The sequence below is a fragment of the Pseudomonas sp. 14P5.3.2 genome (assembly GCF_057799175.1).
Window position 1 is genome coordinate 1 of the sequence record NZ_JBYOKU010000014.1, and the last position, 24,252, is coordinate 24,252.

25 protein-coding genes are annotated in these 24,252 nt (G+C 60.2%); 23 read left to right on the forward strand and 2 right to left on the reverse strand.

Features of this window, described 5'->3' with window-relative positions:
• Positions 1 to 62: 62 nt before the first annotated feature.
• Entirely contained in the window at positions 63 to 3,317 is a 3,255-nt protein-coding gene (rne, locus tag AC27VU_RS13455; RefSeq protein ID WP_488724254.1) for a ribonuclease E, read from the reverse strand.
• A gap of 699 nt (positions 3,318 to 4,016) precedes the next feature.
• Between rne and rluC the strand changes: the two genes are divergently transcribed.
• From rluC to sppA, 3 genes are read left to right on the forward strand one after another with little or no spacing between them, the layout of a single operon-like run.
• Positions 4,017 to 4,979, forward strand: a complete 963-nt coding sequence (gene rluC, locus AC27VU_RS13460) for a 23S rRNA pseudouridine(955/2504/2580) synthase RluC (RefSeq protein WP_007950779.1) — start codon at positions 4,017 to 4,019, stop codon at positions 4,977 to 4,979.
• Complete coding sequence (locus AC27VU_RS13465) at positions 4,966 to 5,631, forward strand: HAD-IA family hydrolase (protein ID WP_226499654.1); 666 nt, start codon at positions 4,966 to 4,968, stop codon at positions 5,629 to 5,631. Before rluC ends, AC27VU_RS13465 begins: the two co-directional genes overlap by 14 nt.
• Positions 5,632 to 5,652: 21 nt before the next feature.
• Complete coding sequence (gene sppA, locus AC27VU_RS13470; RefSeq protein ID WP_488724255.1) at positions 5,653 to 6,642, forward strand: signal peptide peptidase SppA; 990 nt, start codon at positions 5,653 to 5,655, stop codon at positions 6,640 to 6,642.
• A 48-nt stretch (positions 6,643 to 6,690) separates the two neighbouring features.
• On the opposite strand, the gene AC27VU_RS13475 is transcribed toward sppA, so the two are convergent.
• Positions 6,691 to 7,269: a Maf family protein gene (locus AC27VU_RS13475; protein ID WP_226499655.1), complete on the reverse strand. Its 579-nt coding sequence runs from the start codon at positions 7,267 to 7,269 to the stop codon at positions 6,691 to 6,693.
• 105 nt (positions 7,270 to 7,374) lie between these two features.
• On the opposite strand from AC27VU_RS13475, the gene AC27VU_RS13480 reads away from it, so the two are divergent.
• The 20 genes from AC27VU_RS13480 (at position 7,375) to AC27VU_RS13575 (ending at position 23,982) form a co-directional block, all read left to right on the forward strand.
• On the forward strand, positions 7,375 to 7,902 hold the full coding sequence (locus AC27VU_RS13480; protein ID WP_003227058.1) for a YceD family protein: 528 nt from the start codon (positions 7,375 to 7,377) through the stop codon (positions 7,900 to 7,902).
• Positions 7,903 to 7,915: 13 nt separating this feature from the next.
• A complete protein-coding gene (rpmF, locus tag AC27VU_RS13485; RefSeq protein WP_003179396.1) occupies positions 7,916 to 8,098 on the forward strand; it encodes a 50S ribosomal protein L32 in 183 nt (60 codons plus the stop codon).
• Positions 8,099 to 8,102: 4 nt separating this feature from the next.
• Positions 8,103 to 9,113 (forward strand): phosphate acyltransferase PlsX, encoded by a 1,011-nt coding sequence (plsX, locus tag AC27VU_RS13490; protein WP_080593259.1) that lies wholly within the window; start codon positions 8,103 to 8,105, stop codon positions 9,111 to 9,113.
• Between the two features lie 123 nt (positions 9,114 to 9,236).
• Positions 9,237 to 10,175 (forward strand): ACP S-malonyltransferase, encoded by a 939-nt coding sequence (gene fabD / locus AC27VU_RS13495; RefSeq protein WP_003227054.1) that lies wholly within the window; start codon positions 9,237 to 9,239, stop codon positions 10,173 to 10,175.
• A 16-nt stretch (positions 10,176 to 10,191) separates the two neighbouring features.
• Positions 10,192 to 10,932 (forward strand): 3-oxoacyl-ACP reductase FabG, encoded by a 741-nt coding sequence (fabG, locus tag AC27VU_RS13500; RefSeq protein WP_003227053.1) that lies wholly within the window; start codon positions 10,192 to 10,194, stop codon positions 10,930 to 10,932.
• A gap of 196 nt (positions 10,933 to 11,128) precedes the next feature.
• The gene (gene acpP, locus AC27VU_RS13505) at positions 11,129 to 11,365 is read left to right on the forward strand and encodes an acyl carrier protein (protein ID WP_003227051.1); all 237 of its coding nucleotides are present in this window, start codon (positions 11,129 to 11,131) and stop codon (positions 11,363 to 11,365) included.
• A 108-nt stretch (positions 11,366 to 11,473) separates the two neighbouring features.
• Complete coding sequence (fabF, locus tag AC27VU_RS13510) at positions 11,474 to 12,718, forward strand: beta-ketoacyl-ACP synthase II (protein WP_003227039.1); 1,245 nt, start codon at positions 11,474 to 11,476, stop codon at positions 12,716 to 12,718.
• On the forward strand, positions 12,718 to 13,533 hold the full coding sequence (pabC, locus tag AC27VU_RS13515) for an aminodeoxychorismate lyase (protein WP_488724256.1): 816 nt from the start codon (positions 12,718 to 12,720) through the stop codon (positions 13,531 to 13,533). The genes fabF and pabC overlap by 1 nt, the downstream gene beginning before the upstream one ends.
• Positions 13,534 to 13,536: 3 nt before the next feature.
• Positions 13,537 to 14,709 (forward strand): endolytic transglycosylase MltG, encoded by a 1,173-nt coding sequence (gene mltG, locus AC27VU_RS13520; protein WP_488724257.1) that lies wholly within the window; start codon positions 13,537 to 13,539, stop codon positions 14,707 to 14,709.
• Between the two features lie 19 nt (positions 14,710 to 14,728).
• On the forward strand, positions 14,729 to 15,361 hold the full coding sequence (gene tmk, locus AC27VU_RS13525) for a dTMP kinase (RefSeq protein WP_201136878.1): 633 nt from the start codon (positions 14,729 to 14,731) through the stop codon (positions 15,359 to 15,361).
• Entirely contained in the window at positions 15,354 to 16,337 is a 984-nt protein-coding gene (locus AC27VU_RS13530; RefSeq protein WP_488724258.1) for a DNA polymerase III subunit delta', read from the forward strand. Before tmk ends, AC27VU_RS13530 begins: the two co-directional genes overlap by 8 nt.
• A 42-nt stretch (positions 16,338 to 16,379) precedes the next feature.
• Positions 16,380 to 16,736: a PilZ domain-containing protein gene (locus AC27VU_RS13535; protein WP_003227030.1), complete on the forward strand. Its 357-nt coding sequence runs from the start codon at positions 16,380 to 16,382 to the stop codon at positions 16,734 to 16,736.
• Between the two features lie 15 nt (positions 16,737 to 16,751).
• The gene (locus tag AC27VU_RS13540; RefSeq protein ID WP_103520739.1) at positions 16,752 to 17,537 is read left to right on the forward strand and encodes a TatD family hydrolase; all 786 of its coding nucleotides are present in this window, start codon (positions 16,752 to 16,754) and stop codon (positions 17,535 to 17,537) included.
• A gap of 341 nt (positions 17,538 to 17,878) precedes the next feature.
• On the forward strand, positions 17,879 to 18,517 hold the full coding sequence (locus AC27VU_RS13545) for a TetR/AcrR family transcriptional regulator (protein WP_045122584.1): 639 nt from the start codon (positions 17,879 to 17,881) through the stop codon (positions 18,515 to 18,517).
• Between the two features lie 137 nt (positions 18,518 to 18,654).
• A complete protein-coding gene (locus AC27VU_RS13550) occupies positions 18,655 to 19,623 on the forward strand; it encodes a GTP 3',8-cyclase MoaA (protein WP_488724259.1) in 969 nt (322 codons plus the stop codon).
• Between the two features lie 170 nt (positions 19,624 to 19,793).
• The gene (locus tag AC27VU_RS13555) at positions 19,794 to 20,399 is read left to right on the forward strand and encodes a DUF4823 domain-containing protein (protein WP_003227024.1); all 606 of its coding nucleotides are present in this window, start codon (positions 19,794 to 19,796) and stop codon (positions 20,397 to 20,399) included.
• Between the two features lie 16 nt (positions 20,400 to 20,415).
• Positions 20,416 to 20,976, forward strand: a complete 561-nt coding sequence (locus tag AC27VU_RS13560) for a DUF1285 domain-containing protein (protein ID WP_488724260.1) — start codon at positions 20,416 to 20,418, stop codon at positions 20,974 to 20,976.
• A gap of 192 nt (positions 20,977 to 21,168) precedes the next feature.
• Positions 21,169 to 21,885 (forward strand): FadR/GntR family transcriptional regulator, encoded by a 717-nt coding sequence (locus AC27VU_RS13565; RefSeq protein WP_338802687.1) that lies wholly within the window; start codon positions 21,169 to 21,171, stop codon positions 21,883 to 21,885.
• Between the two features lie 132 nt (positions 21,886 to 22,017).
• Complete coding sequence (locus tag AC27VU_RS13570) at positions 22,018 to 22,893, forward strand: SMP-30/gluconolactonase/LRE family protein (RefSeq protein ID WP_488724261.1); 876 nt, start codon at positions 22,018 to 22,020, stop codon at positions 22,891 to 22,893.
• 270 nt (positions 22,894 to 23,163) lie between these two features.
• Positions 23,164 to 23,982, forward strand: coding sequence for an SDR family oxidoreductase (locus AC27VU_RS13575; RefSeq protein ID WP_488724262.1), 819 nt, complete (start codon positions 23,164 to 23,166; stop codon positions 23,980 to 23,982).
• The last annotated feature ends 270 nt before the right edge of the window (positions 23,983 to 24,252 follow it).

Sequence of the window (24,252 nt, forward strand, 5' to 3'; positions counted from 1 at the left end):
AATGGAATAAAAAAGCCCCGCCAGGTTTTCACCGAGGCGGGGCTTTTTATTGGCTTTCGGAATCAGACGAGCGGTTTAGGCTCGTGTTCTTTTTCCTGGGCCTCTTGGTGATGCTCGACCGCGTCCTGAACGGAGCGTGGTGCTTCGGCGATCACCGACTCAACCACTGCTTCTTCAGTCACCGAAGCAGCAACCTCTACGGCTTCAGCAGCTGGAGCAGCAGCGGCAGCCAGTTCGGCTTCCTTCTGCAGACGCTCGGCTTCACGCTTGCGGCGACGCACTTCACGTGGGTCGTTTGGCGCACGGCCGTTTGGTGTCAGGGCGCTGACCGGAGCGGCTTCAACCACTGGAGCAGGGGCTTCAGCAACCACAGGCGCTTCGACGACCGGTGCTTCAACCACTGGCGCTGGAGCAGGTTCGGCCACGTCAACCACTGGCGCGGCGGCCTTGGCTTCTTCAACCACCGGGGCTTCTGCTACTGGCGCTGGCGTTTCAGCGACGGCAGGCTCGGCAACCCAGTTGAAGGCGGTCTGTTCTTCGCGAACTTCACGCACGGTTTCGGTCACGGTTTCAGCGACGGTTTCAGCAACCGGCTCTGCGGCCACGACTGGCGTTTCGACAACCGGAGCAGGCTCGGCAGCGATTTCAGCCTGAGGCTGAGCTTCGCGAACCGGTGCCACTTCGACTTCCGGAGCAGCAACCACTTCCACTGGGGTAGTGGCTTCAACGACCGGCGCTTCCACTGGAGCAGTTTCCAGAGTGGCGGCGGTGGCGCGTTCAGCTTGCTCGTGTGCCTGTGCTTCGGCTGGAGCGCTGATCACGCTGCTGGCAACAGCGGCGGTCACGGCCAGGCCGGCAGCCAGATCGGCAGCGCTTGGTGCTGTTTCAGCGTTTTCGCCGGACTCGGACTCTTCCGAACCTTCGATCACGTTGCCGTTGGCATCACGCTGACGCTCGCGACGGTTGCTGCGACGACGCTGACCACGGGAACGACGACGTGGACGATCGCCTTCGGCGTTGTCCTGACCGTCTTCCGACAGTTGCTCTTCGCCGGTGATGACTTCTTCTTCGGCTACCGCAGCAGCCTGTTCGGCACGCGGTTGACGCTCCTCACGCGGCGGACGCGGTACGCGTTCTTCGCGTGGCTGACGGGCCGGACGCTCTTCTGCGACAACAGCGGCAGCGGCAGCAGCTACGGGTGCGGCCGGAGCGGCGTCCAATGGCTCGCGCAGTTCACGGACACGCTCTTCACGCTCGCCACGTGGCTTGCGGTCTTCACGTGGCGCACGTGGTGCACGTTCTTCACGCGGAGCGCGTGGTGCGCGTTCTTCGCGAGCGGCTGGCGCTTCGGTGCGGGCTTCACGCGGCTCACGGGTTTCACGAGGCTGACGCTCTTCGCGCGGCTCACGTGGTGCGCGTTCTTCACGCGGTGCGCGTTCTTCACGCGGTGCACGTTCTTCGCGCGGCTTGCGCTCTTCATCGCGGCGACCGTTACGGTTGCGGCTCTGCTGACGACCGTTGCGACGCTCTTCGTTGCGGGCTGGACGCTCGGTGGCCGGTTTTTCAACGACGACCGGAGCGGCTGGCTCTTCTTTGGTCGCGAACAGGCTGACCAGCGATTTCACCAGGCCTTTGAACAGGCTTGGCTCTGGCGCGGCAACCGGAGCGGGTGCAGCGGCGGCAGGCGCGGCGACTTCGGTCGGCACCGGAGCGTTGGCGCGGGCCGGAGCAGTCTTGACCGCGGCTTCCTGGCGAACCAGGGTGCGGGTCGCAGCGGCTGGCTGGACTTCTTCGACTTCAGCAGCGGCAGCAGCGATTTCGTAGCTGGACTGGTTGGTCGCAGCTTCCGGGCTGTCGTCACGCAGACGCTGAACTTCGAAGTGCGGGGTTTCGAGGTGATCGTTCGGCAGAATGACGATACGGGCACGGGTGCGCAGTTCGATCTTGGTGATCGAGTTGCGTTTTTCGTTGAGCAGGAACGCGGCGACCGGGATCGGCACCTGCGCGCGCACTTCGGCAGTGCGGTCTTTCAGGGCTTCTTCTTCGATCAGGCGCAGGATTGCCAGCGACAGCGATTCGACGTCACGGATGATGCCGGTGCCGTTGCAGCGCGGGCAGACGATGCCGCTGCTTTCGCCCAGCGATGGACGCAGGCGCTGACGGGACATTTCCAGCAGGCCGAAGCGCGAGATGCGGCCGATCTGCACGCGAGCGCGGTCGGCTTCCAGGCATTCGCGGACTTTCTCTTCCACGGCGCGCTGGTTCTTGGCAGGGGTCATGTCGATGAAGTCGATGACGATCAGGCCGCCGATGTCGCGCAGGCGCAACTGACGGGCGATTTCTTCGGCGGCTTCAAGGTTGGTCTGCAGCGCGGTTTCTTCGATGTCGCTGCCTTTGGTGGCGCGCGCCGAGTTGATGTCGATGGACACCAGGGCTTCGGTCGGATCGATGACGATGGAGCCGCCGGAAGGCAGTTCGACGACGCGCTGGAAAGCGGTCTCGATCTGGCTTTCGATCTGGAAACGGTTGAACAGCGGCACGCTGTCTTCGTACAGCTTGATCTTGCTGGCGTACTGCGGCATCACCTGGCGGATGAAGGTCAGGGCTTCGTCCTGGGCTTCAACGCTGTCGATCAGCACTTCGCCGATGTCCTGGCGCAGGTAATCGCGGATGGCGCGGATGATCACGTTGCTTTCCTGGTAGATCAGGAACGGCGCGGAGCGATCCAGCGAGGCTTCTTTGATGGCGGTCCACAGTTGCAGCAGGTAGTCGAGGTCCCACTGCATTTCTTCGCTGCTGCGGCCCAGGCCGGCAGTGCGCACGATCAGACCCATGTCGGCTGGAGCAACCAGACCGTTCAGCGCTTCACGCAGTTCGTTGCGCTCTTCGCCTTCGATGCGACGGGAGATACCGCCGGCACGCGGGTTGTTCGGCATCAGCACGAGGTAACGACCGGCCAGGCTGATGAAAGTGGTCAGGGCGGCGCCCTTGTTGCCACGTTCTTCTTTTTCGACCTGAACGATGACTTCCTGGCCTTCGCTCAGGACGTCCTTGATGTTGACGCGGCCTTCAGGGGCTTTCTTGAAGTATTCGCGGGAGATTTCTTTGAGGGGCAGGAAGCCGTGGCGCTCGGAGCCGAAATCGACAAAGGCAGCCTCAAGGCTTGGTTCGATGCGAGTGATACGGCCTTTGTAGATGTTGGCCTTTTTCTGCTCGCGTGCACCGGATTCGATGTCCAGGTCGTAGAGGCGTTGGCCATCTACCAGTGCAACACGCAACTCTTCGGGTTGAGTTGCGTTAATCAGCATTCTTTTCATGTAGTACCGTCGGTTTCCGGGCTGCCGGAAACGGCGTTCGGCACACACGACTTCTCACGGTCGGTGTCAGGTGCGTCGGGAGTGGTTGGCCATTCCCGTGTCCAGCGATGTCAGGCCAATTGGGCCGATATCGCGACGTACGCGTCCTGCTTGCTGTGGCTACTTAAGCACTCAGTCAGGAGGAGGAATCAACCAGCGGCTGTGGACGAGATGAAGCGTCTTGATAAAGCCTATTGCTACACAGTCCGGCGGTTGTGCATCTCCACCCTACACGTATCCCTGATAATTCGGGTGCTGCCGCGCGCAGAATCCGCAGCGGGTTGGCATTTACCGTGAGCTCCGAAAGGGGAGGTCACGCATCATGGCTAATTCAGGCGATGTTTCCGAAGCCTTCGCTCGGGGTCATCTGCAGCTGACTGCACTTTGTGAACTGGCCTCGAATATTTGCCTGTCAGGCGAGTGAAAACTCTGCTCGACGGTGTAATTCAGGCCTCATGTCACCTGCGCTTGTTACAACTGCAAACTCCACCGTTACGTAGCGAAAGCCCCGTAGGACGGCCTCGCGTCCTGGTGAATTGCGTTGGTCAGGGCCGGTTTTTGACCGTGGTTCCGCTGTCCAGGCCGCTTTTGGCGGCGTTCGCGACTATAGCAGCAATGATTAAGTGCTTCAATTCCATAAAAATTGTTATCATCCGCGGCATGACAACTACTGCCCCTTCGACTCCAGGCGTTCAACTGCTTGAAGTCTCGCCGGAGTATGCCGGCCAACGAATCGATAATTTCCTCCTTGCCCGGCTCAAAGGCGTGCCCAAGACCTTGATTTACCGCATTTTGCGTAAAGGCGAAGTGCGTGTGAACAAGGGGCGGATCAAGCCCGAATACAAGCTGCAGGCCGGCGATATCGTGCGCGTGCCACCGGTTCGCGTGCCTGAGCGCGACGAGCCGGTGCCATTGGCCCAAGGTCTGTTGCAGCGCCTGGAAGCCTCGATTGTCTACGAAGACAAAGCCCTGATCGTGATCAACAAGCCCGCCGGCATTGCGGTTCACGGCGGCAGCGGCTTGAATTACGGTGTCATCGAAGCCTTTCGTCAGTTGCGCCCCGATGCCAAGGAGCTGGAACTGGTTCACCGTCTCGACCGTGATACCTCCGGTCTGTTGATGATCGCCAAGAAGCGCAGCATGTTGCGCCACTTGCACGCCGCATTGCGCGGTGACGGCGTCGACAAGCGCTACATGGCACTGGTTCGCGGCAACTGGGCGACTTCGATCAAGCAAGTCCGTGCGGCGCTCGGCAAGAGCAATCTGCGCTCCGGCGAGCGCATGGTCGAGGTCGACGAGGAGGAGGGCAAGGAGTCGGTGACCGTGTTCAAGGTCCTGCGCCGCTTTGGCGACTTTGCCACCCTGATCGAAGCCAAGCCGATCACCGGCCGTACGCACCAGATCCGCGTCCACACGTTGCACGCCGGGCACTGCATTGCCGGTGACACCAAGTACGGCGATGACGGTTTCAGCAAGGAAATCCGTGATCTGGGCGGCAAGCGCCTGTTCCTGCACGCTTATATGCTGACCGTGCCGCTGCCTGATGGCGGTGAGCTCAAGTTGCAGGCACCGGTCGATGAAATGTGGGCCAAGACCGTGGAGCGATTGAGTGCGCCCATCTGATTACAAGCTGCTGATTTTCGATTGGGACGGCACCCTCGCCGATTCCATTGGTCGGATTGTCGAGGCGATGCATTCTGCGTCCGGGCGTTCCGGTTTCGAGTTGCGCGATGATTTTGCCGTCAAGGGCATCATCGGTCTGGGCTTGCCCGAGGCGATCCGCACCTTGTACCCGGACATCAGCGATGCCGAGATGACCTTGTTTCGCGAGTACTACGCCGATCACTACATTGCGGCAGAAGCCGTGCCTTCGCCGCTGTTCGAGGGTGTAGTCGAGTCGATGGTGTCCTTTCGTGAGCAGGGTTTTCACCTGGCGGTAGCGACCGGCAAGAATCGTCGCGGACTGGATCGGGTGCTGAAAGCCAATGGCTGGGAAGATTTTTTCGATATCACCCGCGCCGCCGACGAGACTGCGAGCAAGCCGCATCCGTTGATGCTGGAACAGATTCTCGATCACTGCGGCGTGCATCCCGAGCAGGCGCTGATGGTCGGGGACTCGTCCTTCGATCTGCTGATGGCGCGCAATGCAGGCATGGCCTCTGTGGCGGTCAGCTACGGCGCGCAGTCAATTGACTCGCTGCAGCAGTTCGAGCCGCGCCTGTCGATCGACCATTTTAGTGAGTTGCATGCCTGGCTGGGGCAGCAGGCCAAATAAGTTTTTTCTGGGGTGGACTGGATGACCGACGAATGGAAAGCACCGGCCAAGGCAAGTGCCGACGACGGTGACGCGAAAAGCTGGAAGTTGTTGGAAAAGACCTTGCTCGCCGGTGTGCAGGAGCAGCGGCGCTCGCGGCGCTGGGGGATTTTCTTCAAACTGCTGACTTTTGTTTATCTGTTTATCGCCCTGATTGCGTTCACGCCGCTGATGGACATGGAGAAGAGCGCCACTCGCGGCCCGAACTACACCGCACTGATCGACGTCACTGGTGTGATCGCTGACAAAGAGCCGGCCAGCGCCGACAACATTGTCGGCAGTCTGCGTGCAGCCTTTGAGGACAAGAAGGTCAAGGGTGTAATTCTGCGGATCAACAGTCCTGGCGGCAGCCCGGTGCAGTCGGGTTACGTGTACGACGAAATCAAGCGTCTGCGCGGTCTGCATCCGGACATCAAGGTTTATGCGGTGATTTCCGATCTCGGCGCGTCCGGTGCCTATTACATCGCCAGTGCGGCAGATCAGATCTATGCCGACAAGGCGAGTCTGGTCGGTTCGATTGGTGTGACGGCGGCCGGTTACGGTTTCGTCGGTACCATGGACAAGCTCGGCGTTGAACGTCGCACTTACACGTCTGGCGAGCACAAGTCGTTCCTCGACCCGTTCCAGCCGCAGAAGCCGGATGAAACGGCGTTCTGGCAGACGGTGCTGGATACCACGCACAACCAGTTCATCAATAGCGTCAAGCAGGGGCGTGGCGAGCGTCTGAAGGACAAGGAGCATCCGGAATTGTTTTCCGGTCTTGTCTGGTCAGGTGAGCAGGCACTGCCGCTGGGTTTGATCGATGGTCTGGGCAATACCAGTTCGGTGGCGCGGGATGTGATTGGCGAGAAGGAGTTGGTGGATTTCACCGTGCAGGAATCGCCGTTCGATCGCTTCTCGAAGAAGCTCGGTGCCAGCGTGGCTGAGCAGTTGGCGATGTGGGTGGGTTTCCACGGGCCTTCGTTGCGCTGACAGTTCGTCTGATAAACAAACCGGCCTTGATGGCCGGTTTTTTGTGCGTCACGGAATTTGCACGCCCTCGGCCAGTAGCATGTCAATCAGGCGGATGAGTGGCAGGCCGATCAGGCTGGTGGCGTCAGGCCCTTCGGTGGACTGAAACAGGCTCACACCCAGGCCTTCGGCCTTGAAGCTGCCGGCGCAGTCGTAGGGCTGCTCGAGGCGCAGGTAGCGTTCGATGCGTGCTTCGTCGAGTTGGCGCATGTGTACGGTAAATGGCACGCAGTCGACCTGGCAGAGGCCGGTCTGGCTGTTGAGCAGGGCCAGGCCGGTGAGGAAGGTCACACTGGCGCCGCTGGCCGCCAGCAGTTGCTCGCGAGCCTTGTCGAAGGTGTGTGGCTTGCCGATGATCCGCTCGCCGAGCACGGCAACCTGGTCCGAGCCGATAATGAGGTGGGCAGGGTGGCTGGCAGCCAGTGCCCGGGCTTTCTGTTCGGCGAGGCGCTTGACCAGATCGATGGCGGATTCGCCGTTCTGGTGGCTTTCGTCGATATCTGGCGAGCTGCAGACGAACGGCAGGTGCAGGCGGGCGAGCAATTCCCGGCGATAAGTCGAGCTTGAGGCGAGTAATAAAGGCAGCATTGGCGTCTCCTGAGGCAGGTGTGAATTCTAGCGGAGGCACGCAAGTGACGGACAGGGCACAATTTCCTTTGACATGGGTGGGTGCATCCCTATAATGCTGCGCCTATGTTGAATGACCCGATTCCACCTCACGTTGACCCGCGCAAATTGGCTGACCGTGGCACCACCCTTCAAGGTGAACTGCTGCTGGCCGATTTGAAGAGACTCTGCGACCCGCTTTCCGACGATGTCGGTAAGGTGCAGGCCAAATTCGTTTTTGAACGAGATGAACGTAAATCTGTGGTGATCCACAGCTTTATCGACACCGAAGTCAAAATGGTCTGCCAGCGTTGTCTTGAGCTGGTCACCCTGCCGATCCACAGCGAATGCAGTTACGCTGTAGTGAAGGAGGGTGCGAATACCCAGTCGTTACCGAAAGGTTATGACGTGCTGGAACTGGGCGAAGATCCATTGGATCTGCAGTCACTGATCGAGGAGGAGCTTCTGCTCGCCTTGCCCATTGTGCCTGCTCATCATCCGGAAGAATGCCAGCAGCCGGCGGGAGCAGATGAACCCGAACCGAGCGAGGACGAGGTAACGCGGTCCAACCCGTTCAGTGTATTGGCGCAGTTAAAGCGTGACCCAAACGTTTAGGAGTTAATCAATTATGGCTGTTCAGCAGAACAAAAAATCCCGCTCCGCCCGTGACATGCGCCGTTCGCACGACGCTCTCGAGGCTAGCACCCTGTCTGTAGAAAAAACCACTGGTGAGGTTCACCTGCGTCACCACGTATCGCCAGAAGGCGTATACCGTGGCCGTAAAGTGATCGACAAGGGCGCTGACGAGTAATCACTTGTCCGCTCAAGTCATCGCGATTGACGCAATGGGCGGGGACTTCGGTCCCCGCAGCATTGTTCAGGCCAGCCTTGCTTGCCTTTCTGCTACGCCCTCGCTGCACCTGACCCTCGTCGGTCAATCCTCCCTTCTTGAAGAACTGATCCACGGCCAATCGGCTGCCGATCGCGCACGCCTGACGATTGTCCCGGCGTCTGAAGTCATCACCATGGACGAAAAGCCGACTCAGGCCTTGCGTGGCAAGCCGGATTCGTCGATGCGTGTCGCCCTGGAACTGGTGCGTGACGGCAAGGCTCAGGCCTGTGTCAGCGCCGGTAATACCGGTGCGTTGATGGCGCTGTCGCGTTTCGTGCTCAAGACCTTGCCGGGGATTGATCGGCCGGCGATGGTGGCGGCGATTCCGACGCAGAAGGGCTATTGCCAGTTGCTCGATCTGGGCGCCAACGTCGATTGCAGCGCCGAGCATCTGTTGCAGTTCGCGGTGATGGGCTCGGTGGCGGCGCAGACGCTGGGCATCGCCCGGCCGCGTGTCGCATTACTGAATATCGGCACCGAAGACATCAAGGGCAATCAGCAGGTCAAGCTGGCCGCGACTTTGCTGCAGGCTGCGCGCGGCATCAACTACATCGGTTTTGTCGAGGGCGATGGTCTTTATCGCGGCGAAGCAGATGTGGTGGTCTGTGACGGGTTTGTCGGCAATATCCTGCTCAAGTCCAGCGAGGGCCTGGCGACGATGATCGCTGCGCGCATCGAAGCCTTGTTCAAGAAAAACTTCGCTTCCCGCGTGGTAGGTGCTTTGGCCCTGCCATTGATGAAGCGCTTGCAGGCGGATCTGGCGCCGGCGCGACATAACGGCGCAAGCTTTCTCGGCTTGCAGGGCATTGTGGTGAAAAGTCATGGTTCGGCCGGGGTTCAGGGGTTTCAGAGTGCGATTCAGCGTGCACTGATCGAGATTCAGGAGAATCTGCCCGAACGTCTCCATGGCCGTCTGGAGGATTTGTTGTCTTAGGCGATTTCGTCGGACAATGCTTAAATGTGACCGCCCGGTTCAAAGGGCCATCCAACTGTCAGTTTCTTGCGTCCCTCGGTGGGGCGTCATTTTCCGACGACAAGATCATTAGGGGCTTGTTACATGTCTGCTTCCCTCGCATTCGTCTTTCCAGGACAGGGTTCGCAGTCCCTCGGCATGCTGGCCGAGCTGGGCGCGGAACATCCGCTGATCCTCGAAACCTTCAAAGAAGCATCCGATGCTCTGGGCTATGACCTGTGGGCGCTGACCCAGCAGGGTCCGGAAGAGCTGCTCAATCAAACCGACAAAACCCAACCGGCCATTCTGACTGCTTCGATCGCCCTGTGGCGCCTGTGGCTGGCTCAAGGCGGTGCGCGTCCGGCATTTGTTGCCGGTCACAGCCTGGGTGAATACAGCGCGCTGGTTGCCGCCGGCAGCCTGAGCCTGGCTGACGCGGTGAAGCTCGTTGAGCGTCGCGGTCAGTTGATGCAGGAAGCCGTTCCGGCCGGGCAGGGCGGCATGGCTGCCATCCTCGGTCTGGAAGATGCCGACGTGCTGGCAGCCTGTGCCGAAGCGGCGCAAGGCGAAGTGGTCAGCGCGGTCAACTTCAACTCGCCGGGCCAGGTAGTGATTGCCGGTGCCAAGGCGGCCGTTGAGCGCGCCATCGAGGGCTGCAAGGCCCGTGGCGCCAAGCGCGCCATGCCGTTGCCGGTGAGCGTGCCTTCGCACTGCGAGCTGATGCGTCCGGCGGCCGAGCGTTTTGCCGAATCCATTGCTGCCATTGACTGGCAGGCGCCGCAGATCCCGGTGGTCCAGAACGTCAGCGCGCAAGTGCCGGCCGATCTGGAAACCCTCAAGCGTGATCTGCTCGAACAACTGTACAAACCAGTACGCTGGGTTGAATCGGTCCAGACCCTGGCTGCCAAAGGCGCCACCAGTCTGGTCGAGTGCGGCCCGGGCAAGGTGCTCGCCGGTCTGAACAAACGTTGCGCTGAAGGCGTTTCGACTTCCAACCTCAATACCCCAGACGCTTTCGCTGCCGCCCGTGCAGCGCTGGCCTGAATCAGGAGAAACTTGCATGAGTCTGCAAGGTAAAGTTGCACTGGTCACCGGTGCAAGCCGCGGTATCGGCCAGGCTATCGCACTGGAACTGGGTCGTCAGGGCGCCGTCGTCATCGGCACTGCGACTTCCGCCAAAGGCGCCGAGGCGATTGCTGCCACCCTGAAAGAACACGGCATCCAGGGCACTGGCCTGGAACTCAACGTCACCAGCGATGAATCTGTCAGCAAGGTTCTGGCGAGCATCCAGGAACAGTTCGGTGCGCCGGCGATTCTGGTCAATAATGCCGGCATCACCCGCGATAACCTGATGATGCGCATGAAAGACGATGAGTGGTACGACGTGATCGATACCAACCTGAACAGTCTGTATCGCTTGTCCAAGGGCGTTTTGCGCGGTATGACCAAGGCGCGCTGGGGCCGAATTATCAGTATTGGCTCGGTGGTGGGTGCCATGGGCAACGCAGGCCAAGTAAACTATGCAGCCGCCAAGGCCGGTCTGGAAGGTTTCAGTCGTGCGATGGCGCGTGAAGTCGGTTCGCGTTCGATTACGGTCAACTCGGTAACCCCAGGGTTCATCGACACCGATATGACTCGCGAACTGCCGGAAGCACAGCGTGAAGCCTTGCAGACGCAGATTCCGCTGGGTCGTCTGGGGCAAGCTCAAGAGATCGCCTCGGTGGTCGCTTTTCTTGCATCCGACGGTGCGGCATACGTCACTGGGGCTACAATCCCGGTGAACGGTGGGATGTACATGTAAGTAAAATGTGACGGATTGCTTCAAAAAAATGTCATACGAGCTGTCTAAAATCCGTTATAAAGCTGCAATCTATTTATAGGCAGAGGGCCGCAGGGTTTGAGGAGTGAAGCTTTCAGTTGAAAAGCTGAAAAGCCTTTCTATACACTTACCCACTGGCCAGCTGCCTGAATTTGTCCATTAGGAGTGAAAACAAGGTATGAGCACCATCGAAGAGCGCGTCAAGAAAATCGTTGCCGAGCAACTGGGTGTTAAACAGGAAGAAGTGGTCAACACTGCTTCCTTCGTTGAAGACCTGGGTGCCGACTCCCTTGACACCGTTGAGCTGGTGATGGCTCTGGAAGAGGAATTCGAGACCGAAATCCCTGATGAAGAAGCTGAGAAGATCACTACTGTACAAGCTGCAATCGACTACGTTACTAGCCACCAGGCGTAATAGTTTGTAATCGTTGTCTGCTGTCATGGAAAAACCGCACTGCCATCATGGCGTGCGGTTTTTTCTTTAGGCCTGATGCAAAGTCGTCATTTGAAAAAGGAGAGTGCTGTGTCGCGTAGACGCGTCGTAGTCACCGGTATGGGTATGTTGTCGCCACTGGGCACGGATGTGCCGAGCAGTTGGCAGGGCATTCTGGCTGGCCGCAGTGGCATTGGTCTGATCGAACACACCGACCTTTCTGCCTATTCCACCCGTTTTGGCGGCTCGGTAAAGGGCTTCAATGTCGAGGAATACCTGTCGGTCAAGGAAGCACGCAAGCTCGACCTGTTCATTCAGTACGGTCTGGCCGCGGGTTTTCAGGCTGTTCGCAACGCTGGTCTGGAAGTCACCGACGCCAACCGTGAGCGCATTGGCGTAGCCATGGGTTCGGGCATCGGCGGTCTGACCAACATCGAAGAAACCAGCCGTACCCTGCATGAGACGGGCCCGCGTCGAATCTCGCCATTCTTCGTGCCAGGCTCGATCATCAATATGATTTCCGGTTTTCTGTCCATCCACCTGGGTGCACAGGGGCCGAACTACGCCATTTCCACTGCCTGTACCACCGGTACGCACTGCATTGGCATGGCGGCGCGTAACATCATGTACGACGAGGCCGACGTGATGATCGCTGGCGGTGCCGAGATGGCCGCATGCGGTCTGGGCATGGGCGGCTTCGGCGCGTCCCGTGCGCTGTCGACCCGCAACGACGAGCCGACCCGCGCCAGTCGTCCCTGGGACAAGGGCCGTGATGGCTTCGTGCTGTCTGACGGTGCCGGTGCTCTGGTGCTCGAAGAACTCGAGCACGCCAAGGCTCGTGGCGCCACGATCTACGCCGAGCTGATCGGCTTCGGTACCAGCGGTGATGCGTTCCACATGACCTCGCCACCTGCAGACGGTGCCGGTGCGGCTCGCTGCATCACCAATGCCCTGCGCGATGCGAAGATCAACATCGACCAGGTGCAGTACATCAACGCCCACGGTACCTCGACCCCGGCCGGCGACCTTGCCGAAGCCAACGCGATCAAGACCGTGTTCGGTGATCACGCCTACAACCTGGCGGTCAGCTCCACCAAGTCCATGACCGGTCACCTGTTGGGTGCGGCGGGCGCGGTCGAGGCGATCTTCAGCGTGCTGGCGATCAACAGCCAGGTGGCACCGCCGACCATCAACCTCGACGAGCCGGATGAAGGCTGCGATCTCGATTTCGTGCCGCACACTGCGCGCAACATGGACATCGACGTCGTACTCTCCAACTCCTTCGGGTTTGGCGGCACCAACGGCACGTTGGCGTTCCGCCGGTTCGCAGGCTGATGGACAGCTGGGTCGACGGTCAGCCGGCTGACGCTCTGTCGCTGAAAGATCGCGGCCTGGCTTACGGCGATGGTCTGTTCGAGACCATCGCTGTGCACGGCGGCCAGCCAGTATTGCTGGATCGTCACCTGACGCGTTTGGCCGAGGGTTGCTCGCGTCTGGCCATCGCGGCGGATATCGAGCTGGTTCGCACCGAGCTGCTGGCCTATGCCGTCGCGATGGGCGAGGGCGTCCTCAAGCTGATCCTCACCCGAGGTGACGGCTTGCGTGGCTACGCGCCCGATCCTGCGGCGCAGGGCCGACGCATTCTGCAAGGCAACCCGCCCGCTGCTTATCCTGCCGTGCATGGCGAGCAAGGCGTGCGCCTGTTTCCCTGCGTCACGCGGTTGTCTAACCAGCCCTTGCTGGCTGGTCTCAAGCATCTGAATCGTCTGGAGCAAGTGCTCGCCCGTGCCGAATGGCGCGACAGCGAACACGCCGAAGGCTTGATGCTCGATCAGACCGGGCGCGTCATCGAAGGCGTGTACAGCAACCTGTTTCTGGTGCGCGACGGCGTACTGATCACCCCGGATCTGAAGCGCTGTGGCGTGGCCGGCGTAATGCGTGCGGAAATTTTGTTTCAGGCCGAGTCCCTGGGGATTCACACGCAAATCACCGACATCAGCCTCGAACAGCTGCAATGGGCTGATGAAGTCTTTGTCTGCAACAGTGTGTATGGCGTCTGGCCGGTACGCGCCTACGCTGCACTGAGCTGGCCGGTTGGCAAACTCACCCGTAAACTGCAAACCATTTCCCGCGCCCTACTGGATGCCTGATTCGTGAGACGTAAACTCTTGCTGCTGCTGGAAACCGGACTGGTTCTCGCAGGGCTTTTGCTGGGCGCCAGCGCCTGGAAAATTCATTCCGCGCTGGAACAGCCGCTGAACATCACGCAGGAAGAACTGCTGGATGTGCCAAAAGGCTCGACGCCGACCCGTACCTTTCTTGAACTCGAAACCGATGGCGTCATCAAGGACGCCTTCTGGTTACGCATCTATTGGCGCTTCAACCTGACCGGTACGCCGATCCATAGCGGCGAATACCGTATGCAGCCGGGCATGACCGTCAACGGTCTGATCGACTTGTGGAAGCGTGGTGAAGTGGTGCAATACAGCCTGACGCTGGTCGAGGGCTGGAACTTCCATCAGGTACGCGCCGCGCTGGCAAAAGATGAAAAGATCGAGCAGACCCTCAAGGGCTTGAGCGACAGCGAAGTGATGGAGAAAATCGGCCATCGCGGTCTGTTCCCCGAAGGTCGTTTCTTCCCGGACACCTACCGCTTCGTGCGCGGTGTCTCCGACGTCGAACTGCTGAAGAAGGCCTTTGATCGACTCGACGAGGTATTGGCCAAGGAGTGGGAAAATCGCTCGGCCGACGCTCCGTACAGCGAGCCTTACCAGGCGCTGATCATGGCCTCGCTGGTCGAGAAGGAGACCGGTGTGCCGCAGGAGCGTGGGCAGATTGCCGGCGTGTTCGTGCGCCGCATGGCGCTTGGCATGCAGTTGCAGACCGATCCGACCGTGATCTATGGTCTGGGCGACCGCTACACCGGCAAGCTGACGCGCGCGCATCTCAAAGAGCCGACGCCCTACAACACCTATGTGATTCCGGGGCTGCCGCCGACGCCGATCGCGATGGTCGGACGCGAAGCGATTCATGCTGCGCTGAACCCGGTGCAAGGCAACAGCCTGTACTTTGTCGCCCGTGGCGATGGCAGCCATGTGTTCTCCGATGACCTGGACGCGCACAACAGCGCGGTGCGTGAATTCCAGCTCAAGCGCCGCGCCGATTACCGCTCCAGCCCGGCACCGGCGGGGACACCCGCTGCCGCGCCAGCCGCCGAAGCGACTCCTGCGGCTTCGCCCGATACTGCACCGCAGGCGCTGCCGGAGGTTCCCCCTCAGGAACCCGCACCGACACCGGATGCCGCCGTTCCGCAAAACGCGCAATGACTTTGATTAAGGACTGCCTGTGACTGGCTTGTTTATTACCCTGGAAGGCCCGGAAGGCGCCGGCAAGAGCACCAACCGCGAGTACCTCGCCGAGCGCCTGCGCGCCGAAGGTATCGAAGTGCTGCTGACCCGCGAACCCGGCGGTACGCCACTCGCCGAGCGGATCCGCGATGTGCTGCTGGCCCCGGCCGACGAGGTCATGAACCCCGACACCGAGCTGTTGCTGGTGTTCGCCGCGCGTGCCCAGCATCTGGCTGAAGTGATCCGCCCGGCGCTGGCTCGCGGCGCGGTGGTGCTGTGCGATCGTTTCACCGATTCGACATACGCCTATCAGGGGGGCGGTCGCGGTTTGTCGCTGGAGCGCATCGCCGCGCTGGAGACTTTCGTCCAGGGCGACCTGCGTCCGGATCTGACGCTGATTTTTGATCTGCCGGTGGAAATCGGCCTGGCCCGCGCCAGTGCCCGTGGCCGTCTGGATCGTTTTGAGCTGGAAGGTCGAGCGTTTTTCGAAGCGGTACGCAATGCGTTTCTCGAACGCGCCGAAGCCGACCCGGCGCGCTATGTGCGCATCGATGCCGGTCAGCCATTGGTCAAGGTTCAGCAATCGCTGGATACCTTGATTCCGAACTTGCTGGAGCTGATTCGTGGCTGAGGCCTATCCATGGCAGGACAGCCTCTGGCAGCAACTGGCCGGACGTAGCCAGCACGCCCACGCGTATCTGCTGCACGGGCCGGCCGGGATCGGCAAGCGCGCGCTGGCCGAGCGCCTGATGGCCAGCCTGCTCTGTCAGCGTCCGACGCCCGAGGCGTGCGGCGAATGCAAGTCCTGCCTGTTGCTCAAGGCTGGCAGCCATCCGGACAATTACATCCTCGAGCCGGAGGAGGCCGACAAGGCGATCAAGGTCGATCAGGTGCGCGATCTGGTCAGTTTCGTGGTGCAGACTGCGCAACTGGGCGGGCGCAAAGTGGTGCTGATCGAACCGGTGGAGTCGATGAACATCAACGCCGCCAACGCACTGCTCAAGAGCCTTGAGGAGCCTTCCGGCGATACCGTGCTGTTGCTGGTCAGCCATCAGCCGAGCCGTTTGCTGCCGACGATCAAGAGCCGCTGTGTGCAGCAGGCGTGTCCGCTGCCCGGTGAGGCCATGAGCCTGCAATGGCTGGCGCAGGCGTTGCCGGAGTGCTCTGAAGAGGAGCGCGTCGAATTGCTGACGCTGGCCGCCGGCTCGCCGCTGGCGGCGGTCAGCCTGCAGTCCCAGGGCGTGCGCGAACAGCGGGCGCAGGTGGTCGAAGGGGTGAAGAGGCTGCTCAAGCAACAGCAGTCGCCAACGCAATTGGCCGAAGAGTGGAAAAACATTCCGATGCTGCGCCTGTTCGACTGGTTCTGCGACTGGTCGAGCCTGATCCTGCGCTATCAACTGACCCAGGATGAAGCCGGCCTCGGTCTGACCGACATGCGCAAGGTCGTGCAGTACCTGGCGCAGAAGAGCGCACAGGGCAAAGTCCTCGATATTCAGGACTGGATTCTCGCCCAACGGCAGAAAGTCCTGAGCAAAGCCAACCTCAATCCGGCACTGCTGCTGGAAGCGTTGTTGGTGCAATGGGCGGGATTGCCTGGTCAAAGATAAGAATGTGTACCTAGACTCTGAACATCAGCAGTGGAGGTCAACATGAATGAAGCCATCAGCCCGGGGCCGCGCAACGGCATCCTGTCCCTGACCATCAAGGACAAATCGGTGCTTTACGCCGCTTACATGCCGTTCATCAGGAACGGTGGCCTGTTCATCCCGACCAACAAGAGCTACAAGTTGGGCGACGAGGTGTTCATGCTGCTGAATCTGATGGACGAGGCGGAGAAGATTCCGGTGGCCGGCAAGGTCGCCTGGATCACCCCCAAAGGCGCTCAGGGCAACCGCGCCGCCGGCGTCGGCGTGCAATTCAACGAGGGCGACAACACCGCCCGCAGTCGCATCGAAACCCATCTGGCCGGAGCACTGAAGTCCGACCGTCCCACTCATACGATGTAAGTTGCAGTCTCTTTTATGCTCGTAGATTCCCATTGTCACCTTGATCGCCTCGACCTCGCCGCCCATGACGGTTCGCTGGATGCTGCACTCGATGCTGCGCGCCAGCGCGGGGTAGGGCACTTTCTGTGTATCGGCGTCAGTGCCGACAATGCCGCTGACGTCAAAGCCCTCGCCGATCGTTATGACGACGTCGATTGCTCGGTCGGTGTGCATCCATTGGATGTGCAGCCGGGCGCCGCGCCGGCGCTCGACTGGCTGTTGAACGAACTCAATCACCCGAAAGTGGTGGCGATCGGCGAAACCGGTCTGGATTATCACTACGAACCGGAAGCCGCCGAGCTGCAGCAGGAATCCTTCCGCCTGCACCTGCAAGCCGCGCAGCAGACCGGTAAGCCGGTGATCATCCACACCCGAGGCGCCCGCGCCGATACCCTCGAACTGCTACGCGAAGCGGCGTTGCCCCAGGCCGGTGTGTTGCATTGTTTCACCGAAGACTGGGACATGGCCAAAGCCGCGCTGGACATGGGTTATTACATTTCCCTGTCCGGCATCGTCACTTTCCGCAATGCCGACGCCCTGCGCGATGTGGCCAGCAAGGTGCCGGCCGATCGCCTGCTGGTCGAGACCGATTCGCCGTATCTGGCGCCGATCCCTTATCGCGGCAAGCCGAACCTGCCGCAGTATGTGCGCGAAGTGGCAGAGTTTCTGGCGATGCTGCGCGGAGAAAGCTATGAGCGGTTTGCCGAGCAGACCACCGAGAACTTCAAGCGGCTGTTCCCGTTGGCTCATGTAAAAGCCTGAATCGCAGGCAAAAAAAACCCGGGTTCTGGGGGGTGAATCCGGGTTAAGACCATTAGGAGTAAAACAAAGGCACGCGGTCCCTTGGTACCTTTATCGGCACGGCACTTGGGGGAGATGCCGTCCGACAGTTCAAGTATTGATCAGTCTGGCGTGCAGTCCAGTTGGCCGGTCGGGGTTTTTAAACAAATTTGGAATACATGCGCTTCAGATGAGTTCTCATTGCGCCACAAACGTTCCCGAAATGAACAACAAACACAGATATGGTCGGATGATCCGTGCATTTTTGCGCAAGTTAGGCATAATACGCGGCTTCGAATTTTGACCCCTACAGACCTTTTCTTATGCACAAAGAACCTCGTAAGGTCCGTGAGTTTCGTCGCCGCGAGCAAGAAATTCTCGATACCGCGCTCAAGCTGTTCCTCGATCAAGGTGAAGACAGTGTCACCGTCGAGATGATTGCTGATGCCGTGGGTATCGGCAAAGGCACGATCTACAAGCACTTCAAGTCCAAGGCCGAGATCTACCTGCGCCTGATGCTCGATTACGAGCGCGATTTGAACGAGCTGCTGCATTCGGCCGATGTCGACAAGGACAAGGAAGCGCTGTCCCGTGCCTACTTCGAATTCCGCATGCGTGACCCGCAGCGCTATCGCCTGTTCGACCGCCTCGAAGAGAAGGTCGTAAAAGGCAATCAGGTGCCGGAAATGGTCGAGGAGCTGCACAAGATCCGTGCCTCGAATTTCGAACGCCTGACCCTGTTGATCAAGGGCCGGATCAGCGAAGGCAAGCTCGAAGACGTGCCGCCGTACTTCCACTACTGCGCATCCTGGGCGCTGGTGCACGGCGCGGTGGCGCTGTATCACTCGCCGTTCTGGAGCAATGTGCTGGAAGATCAGGAAGGTTTCTTCCAGTTCCTGATGGACATCGGCGTGCGCATGGGCAACAAGCGCAAGCGCGATCCGGAAATCCCAAGCAGCTGAGCCATTCAGCTGCCTTATTGCGCCATGATTTCGCTACATGGCGCAGTAGCGCAGGAATATACTCAGGCATAGGGCTTGCTAAAACTTGATTTGTGAGTCAAGTTTTAGCCGCTCGATTTTCTATCGCCGGAGTGATCATGATCGTTGACCGTCAAGGCAGGCGTTTTCGCAATTTGCGCATCAGCCTGACCTCAGCCTGCAATTACGCCTGTACCTACTGCGTGCCCAACGGCAAGCGGTTGGTGGCTGCGCAGGATGAACTGTCGGCCGAGGCCATGGCCCGTGGCGTGGCTTATCTGATCGAAGCCGCCGGCATCGAACGCTTGCGCATCACCGGTGGCGAGCCGCTGGTCAGCCCCAAACTCGAATCTTTCATGAGCGCCGTCGGCAAGATGGGTCTGGAAGACATCAGCCTGACCACCAACGGTCAACTCCTCGCGAAAAAACTGCCGCTGCTGGTGGATGCCGGTCTGCGCCGGATCAACGTGTCCCTCGATACCCTGGATGCCGGCGCCTTCCGCAGCATCGCCCGTGGCGGCGATCTGGCGACCGTGCTCGATAGCATGGACCAGGCAAAAGCCGCCGGACTGAAGATCAAGGTCAACATGGTGCCGTTGCGCGGGCAGAATCTGGATCAGGTGATGCCGCTGCTCGATTACTGCCTGGAGCGCGGCTACGAGTTGCGCTTCATCGAGTTGATGCGCATGGGCCACCTCGCCACCGACTCCAACGCATTCCTGCAACAGTTCGTCAGCCTGCAGCAACTGCTGAGCCTGATTGGCGAGCGCTACGAGTACGCCCAGGCCGATGCGCCGGTGGATGCCACGGCTGTGCGCTACGCGATCCCGGGGCTCGGCCATTTCGGTGTGATTGCCAACGAAAGCGTGCCGTTCTGCCGAACCTGTTCGCGTCTGCGTCTGTCCTCGACCGGTTGGCTGCATGGCTGCCTGTCGTCGAGCAACCGCCACTATGTCGGCGATCTGCTCGACAAGCCGCGCCATCAGGCACTGCCGGCATTGCAGCGTCTGCTGGTCAAGGCGTTGGGCGACAAGCAGGAAGTGGCGTTCTCCGGTGGCGCTACGGTCATGAAGATTATCGGCGGCTGAACAACCGCTTTCGCGAGCAAGCTCGCTCCCACATTTCGAGTGCATTCTCCTGTGGGAGCGAGCTTGCTCGCGAATACGATCTTACAATCAACGAATTTCCTGAGCTGGCGCAAAAGCTGCATCCAACGGCCATTCGCCGGTTTTCCGTCACCGGCTTCTGGAGGATGAGGATGCGTAGCCTGGTTTTGCTGCTGGCCGTTTTGGCGCTTGGCGGCTGTATGACTGTCAGCGATATGGCCGAAGGCACTCGCTATCAGATGAGCGACGCGGGGCTGCTGGATCACAGCGACAGCCGGCGGGTGAACAACTTCCGCATTCAGCCGGACTCATTCATCTACATCGCCCAGGGTGCATTCGCGCCGCCGGGTGGTTCCTACCCGCGGCCGAACGTAGTGGCCGAAGAGGCCTTCAAGGGTTTTGTCGAATACTTCCCGATGGTTCGCCGTGCCCGTGCACCGGAAGGCCTCGATCAGGCGTTGGGCGAAGCTCGCGATGCGGGCGCCCACTACCTGCTGTACACCCGTTTCGCCAGGTCTGACGACCGCATCGGCAACTCCGATGAGTGGCTCGATCAGGAAGCCGTGGATCGCCTGGGCATCGACAGCGGCGTGATTCAGATCATGTTGATCGAGACCAGCACCCAGTATTTGATTGATACTGCACGGATCAAGAGTCGTGGCGGTTTACTGACGTTCCACGACAACAAACCGGAAGACCTGATCGGCCCGCCGCTGGCGCAATACGCGCGCAGCCTGCTGGGGATCAGCGACCAATAAAACCAAGGAGTACGCCATGAGTGGCCCGCAAAAAGCCAATGACCTGTTGGGACAGATCCCCAAAACCAAAGGCTTGCCGCCCGTGCACTTGTGGAACCCGGACTTCTGCGGTGACATCGACATGCGCATCGCCCGCGACGGCACCTGGTATTACCTGGGCACGCCGATCGGGCGCAAGCCGATGGTCAAGCTGTTCTCCACCATCATCCGCCGCGACGGCGATGATTACTTCCTGATTACCCCGGTCGAAAAGGTCGGGATCAAGGTCGACGATGCGCCGTTCGTGGCGATTGCCGTGGAAGTCGAAGGCGAGGGTGAAGCGCAGGTACTGCGCTTCACCACCAACGTCGAGGAGACCGCCGTGGCCGGGCCGGAACATCCGATCCGCGTCGAGATCGATCCGGCGACTCAAGAGCCTGCGCCTTATGTGCATGTGCGCAGCAACCTCGAAGCGCTGATTCACCGCAATGTGTTTTACCAACTGGTGGAGCTGGCGGTCAGTCGCGAAATCGACGGGCAACGTTGGCTGGGTGTGTGGAGCGGCGGCGAGTTCTTCCGCATCGGCCTCGAACCCTGACAATGAATCGAATGTGGGAGGGGGCTTGCTCCCGAAGGCGGTGTGACAGTCACCCTATGCAGTGACTGATGCATTGCCTTCGGGAGCAAGCCCCCTCCCACATTGATCTATGTACATCCGCAAAATCTGATTTGACTGTCAATCATATGATCATTAGCGTGGACACCCATCGCCACCCGCTTTGAGGTCTCCATGTCCAGCAGCTTTCATGCATCAACGGTCGATTGGCTGGGCAGCTGGATTGCCGCCGGCCAGGTCAAGCCGGGGCAGGCGATCAAGGTCGAGGCAGATCTGGGCGAGCAGCTCGGTGTCAGCCGCACGGTGATCCGCGAAGCGATCAAGACCCTCGTCGCCAAAGGCATGCTCGAAGTCGGGCCGAAAGTCGGTACCCGCGTGTTGCCGGTGCGGCGCTGGAATCTGTTCGATCCGCAAGTCGTCGGCTGGCTGTCGCGCAACGGTCTGCCGGAAAACTTCGTCGATGACCTGCTCGATCTGCGCCGCACCATCGAACCGATGGCCGTGCGCTGGGCCTGCGAGCGCGCCACGCTTGAGCAGATTCAGGCCGTGCAACTGGCCTACAACGCGCTGGAGCGGGCTGTCGACAGCGGCATCGATTACAACCGCGCCGACCAGTCCTTCCACGAATGCATTCTGGCCGCCAGCCACAACCAGTTCATCGAGCAAATGGTCCCGGCCCTGGGCGCCTTGCTCGCCGTGTCGTTTGAAGTCTCCGCTGCCGACCCCGATGAACTGCGTCGCACATTGCCGATTCACAAGGACATGGCTGACGCCATCGCCGCCCGTGACTCCGCGCGCGGCGTGTGGGCCTGCATGACCCTGATTGACAATGCCGACCTGGCAATCAAACGCTTTTACCCGCAGGTGATGGCCGACAAAAAAGCCAGCTGAGAACACAGATCCCCCTGTAGGAGTGAGGCTGCTCGCGATAGCGGTGGGTCAGTCACAATCGTCGTCACTGACCCACCGCTATCGCGAGCAGGCTCACTCCTACAGTTAAAACAACAACATGAAGGATTCAATATGCCGTTGACCGCCGCAACCCAACACCGCGCCAAGCTCGGCGAAGGGCCATTCTGGGACGCCCCGACCCAGGCACTGTACTGGGTCGATATCGCCGGCAAGCAGGCGCTGCGGCTGATCGGCAACAATGTGCAGATCTGGCAGATGCCCGAGCACGTTTCCGCGTTCATCCCCTGTGCCAGCGGCGATGCGCTGGTGACCCTGAGCAGCGGGGTCTATCGCCTGGATCTTGATTCCCCCGGTCTCGAACCACGCCTGACGCTGTTCTGCATCGCCGACCCGCAACCGGGCAATCGGCCCAACGAGGCACGCTGCGATGGTCAGGGGCGACTGTGGCTCGGCACCATGCAGAACAACATCGGCGACAACGGCGAAGACCTGCCGATTGAGCGTCGTTCCGGTGGCTTGTTTCGCATTGATCCCGACCAGCGTGTCACGCCATTGCTGCTCGGTCTCGGCATTCCCAACACGCTGTTGTGGAGCGACGACGGCACCAGACTGCTGTTCGGCGACAGCCTCGACGGGGCGCTCAATCGCTATTTCATTCACACCGACGGCAATCTGGGCAACGCAGAGATCTGGTACGGCCCCGACCAGAACGGCGGCCCGGATGGTTCGGCAGTCGACGCCGAAGGGTATGTGTGGAACGCGCGTTGGGACAGCAGCTGCCTGTTGCGCCTGACGCCGGACGGCAAGGTCGAGCGCACAATCGATCTGCCCGTCAGCCGACCGACCAGCTGTGTATTCGGCGGCGAAGACCTGAAAACCCTGTACATCACCAGCGCCCAGAGTCCGCACAACCATCCACTGGATGGCGCGGTGCTGGCGATGCGGGTCGACGTGCCGGGCAAACTCTGCACGCGGTTTGCGGGTTAAATCCCATAATGCGGGATGCAAAATTATATATTGAGATTATTCGGCGGTCGGGTTTATAGTCGGTTCCAGCAGTAACACGCACTCACACTTAAAAAGAACAAAACAGGTGAAGTGATGCAGCGAATCTCTATCGCACTCCTCAGCGGAGTCAGCGTCTCGCAACGGCCCAGCGTCGTTCGCCGCGCCTGCCTGTTTTGTTTTCACAATCTTCCAGACCGGACATCGGCAGATGCCCGGTTTTTTTGTGCTGACGAACAGGAGTCATGATCCATGGCTGAACCTCTTTCCTTGCCGCCGGTGCCCGAGCCGCCGAAGGGTGAGCGCCTGAGAAACAAAGTCGTGCTGCTGACCGGCGCCGCTCAAGGCATCGGCGAAGCTATTGTCGCGACCTTCGCCTCGCAGCAGGCCAGACTGGTGATCAGCGATATTCAGGCAGAGAAGGTCGAGAAGGTTGCCGCCCACTGGCGCGACAAGGGCTACGACGTGCAGGCGATCAAGGCCGACGTTTCGCGTCAGCAAGACCTGCATGCCATGGCCAAACTGGCGGTTGAGCTGCACGGACGCATCGACGTGCTGGTCAACTGCGCCGGGGTCAACGTGTTCCGCGATCCGCTGCAAATGACCGAAGAAGACTGGCATCGCTGCTTCGCCATCGACCTGGACGGCGCCTGGTACGGTTGCAAAGCCGTGCTGCCGCAGATGATCGAGCAGGGCGTCGGCAGCATCATCAATATTGCCTCGACCCATTCCAGCCACATCATTCCCGGCTGCTTCCCGTACCCGGTGGCCAAGCACGGCCTGCTCGGACTGACCCGGGCGCTGGGCATCGAATACGCATCGAAGGGGGTTCGGGTCAACGCTATTGCCCCGGGCTACATCGAGACACAGCTCAACGTTGATTACTGGAACGGCTTTGCCGATCCGCAGGCCGAGCGTCAGCGCGCGTTCGATCTGCACCCGCCGAAACGCATCGGCCAGCCAATCGAAGTGGCGATGACCGCCGTGTTTCTGGCCAGTGATGAAGCGCCGTTCATCAACGCCTCGTGCATCACCATCGATGGTGGGCGCTCGGTGATGTACCACGACTGAATGGAACAGGTTTCAGGCGATGAGCTCCGTCTGAAATCCAATCATCATACGATATGACTATTTTCAACAGGCTTTGCAGCAGTACGTGTCACGCCACCACACCTGTGGCGAGGGAGCTCGCTCCCGCTCGGCTGCGCAGCGGTCGTAAATTCGGGCTGCGCGGTGTGTTTGATTGACCGAGGTAACCGGTTTTAGGGCCGCTTCGCAGCCCAGCGGGAGCAAGCTCCCTCGCCACAAACTGTTTAATTTGCTCAAAAAAAATAACAAGGA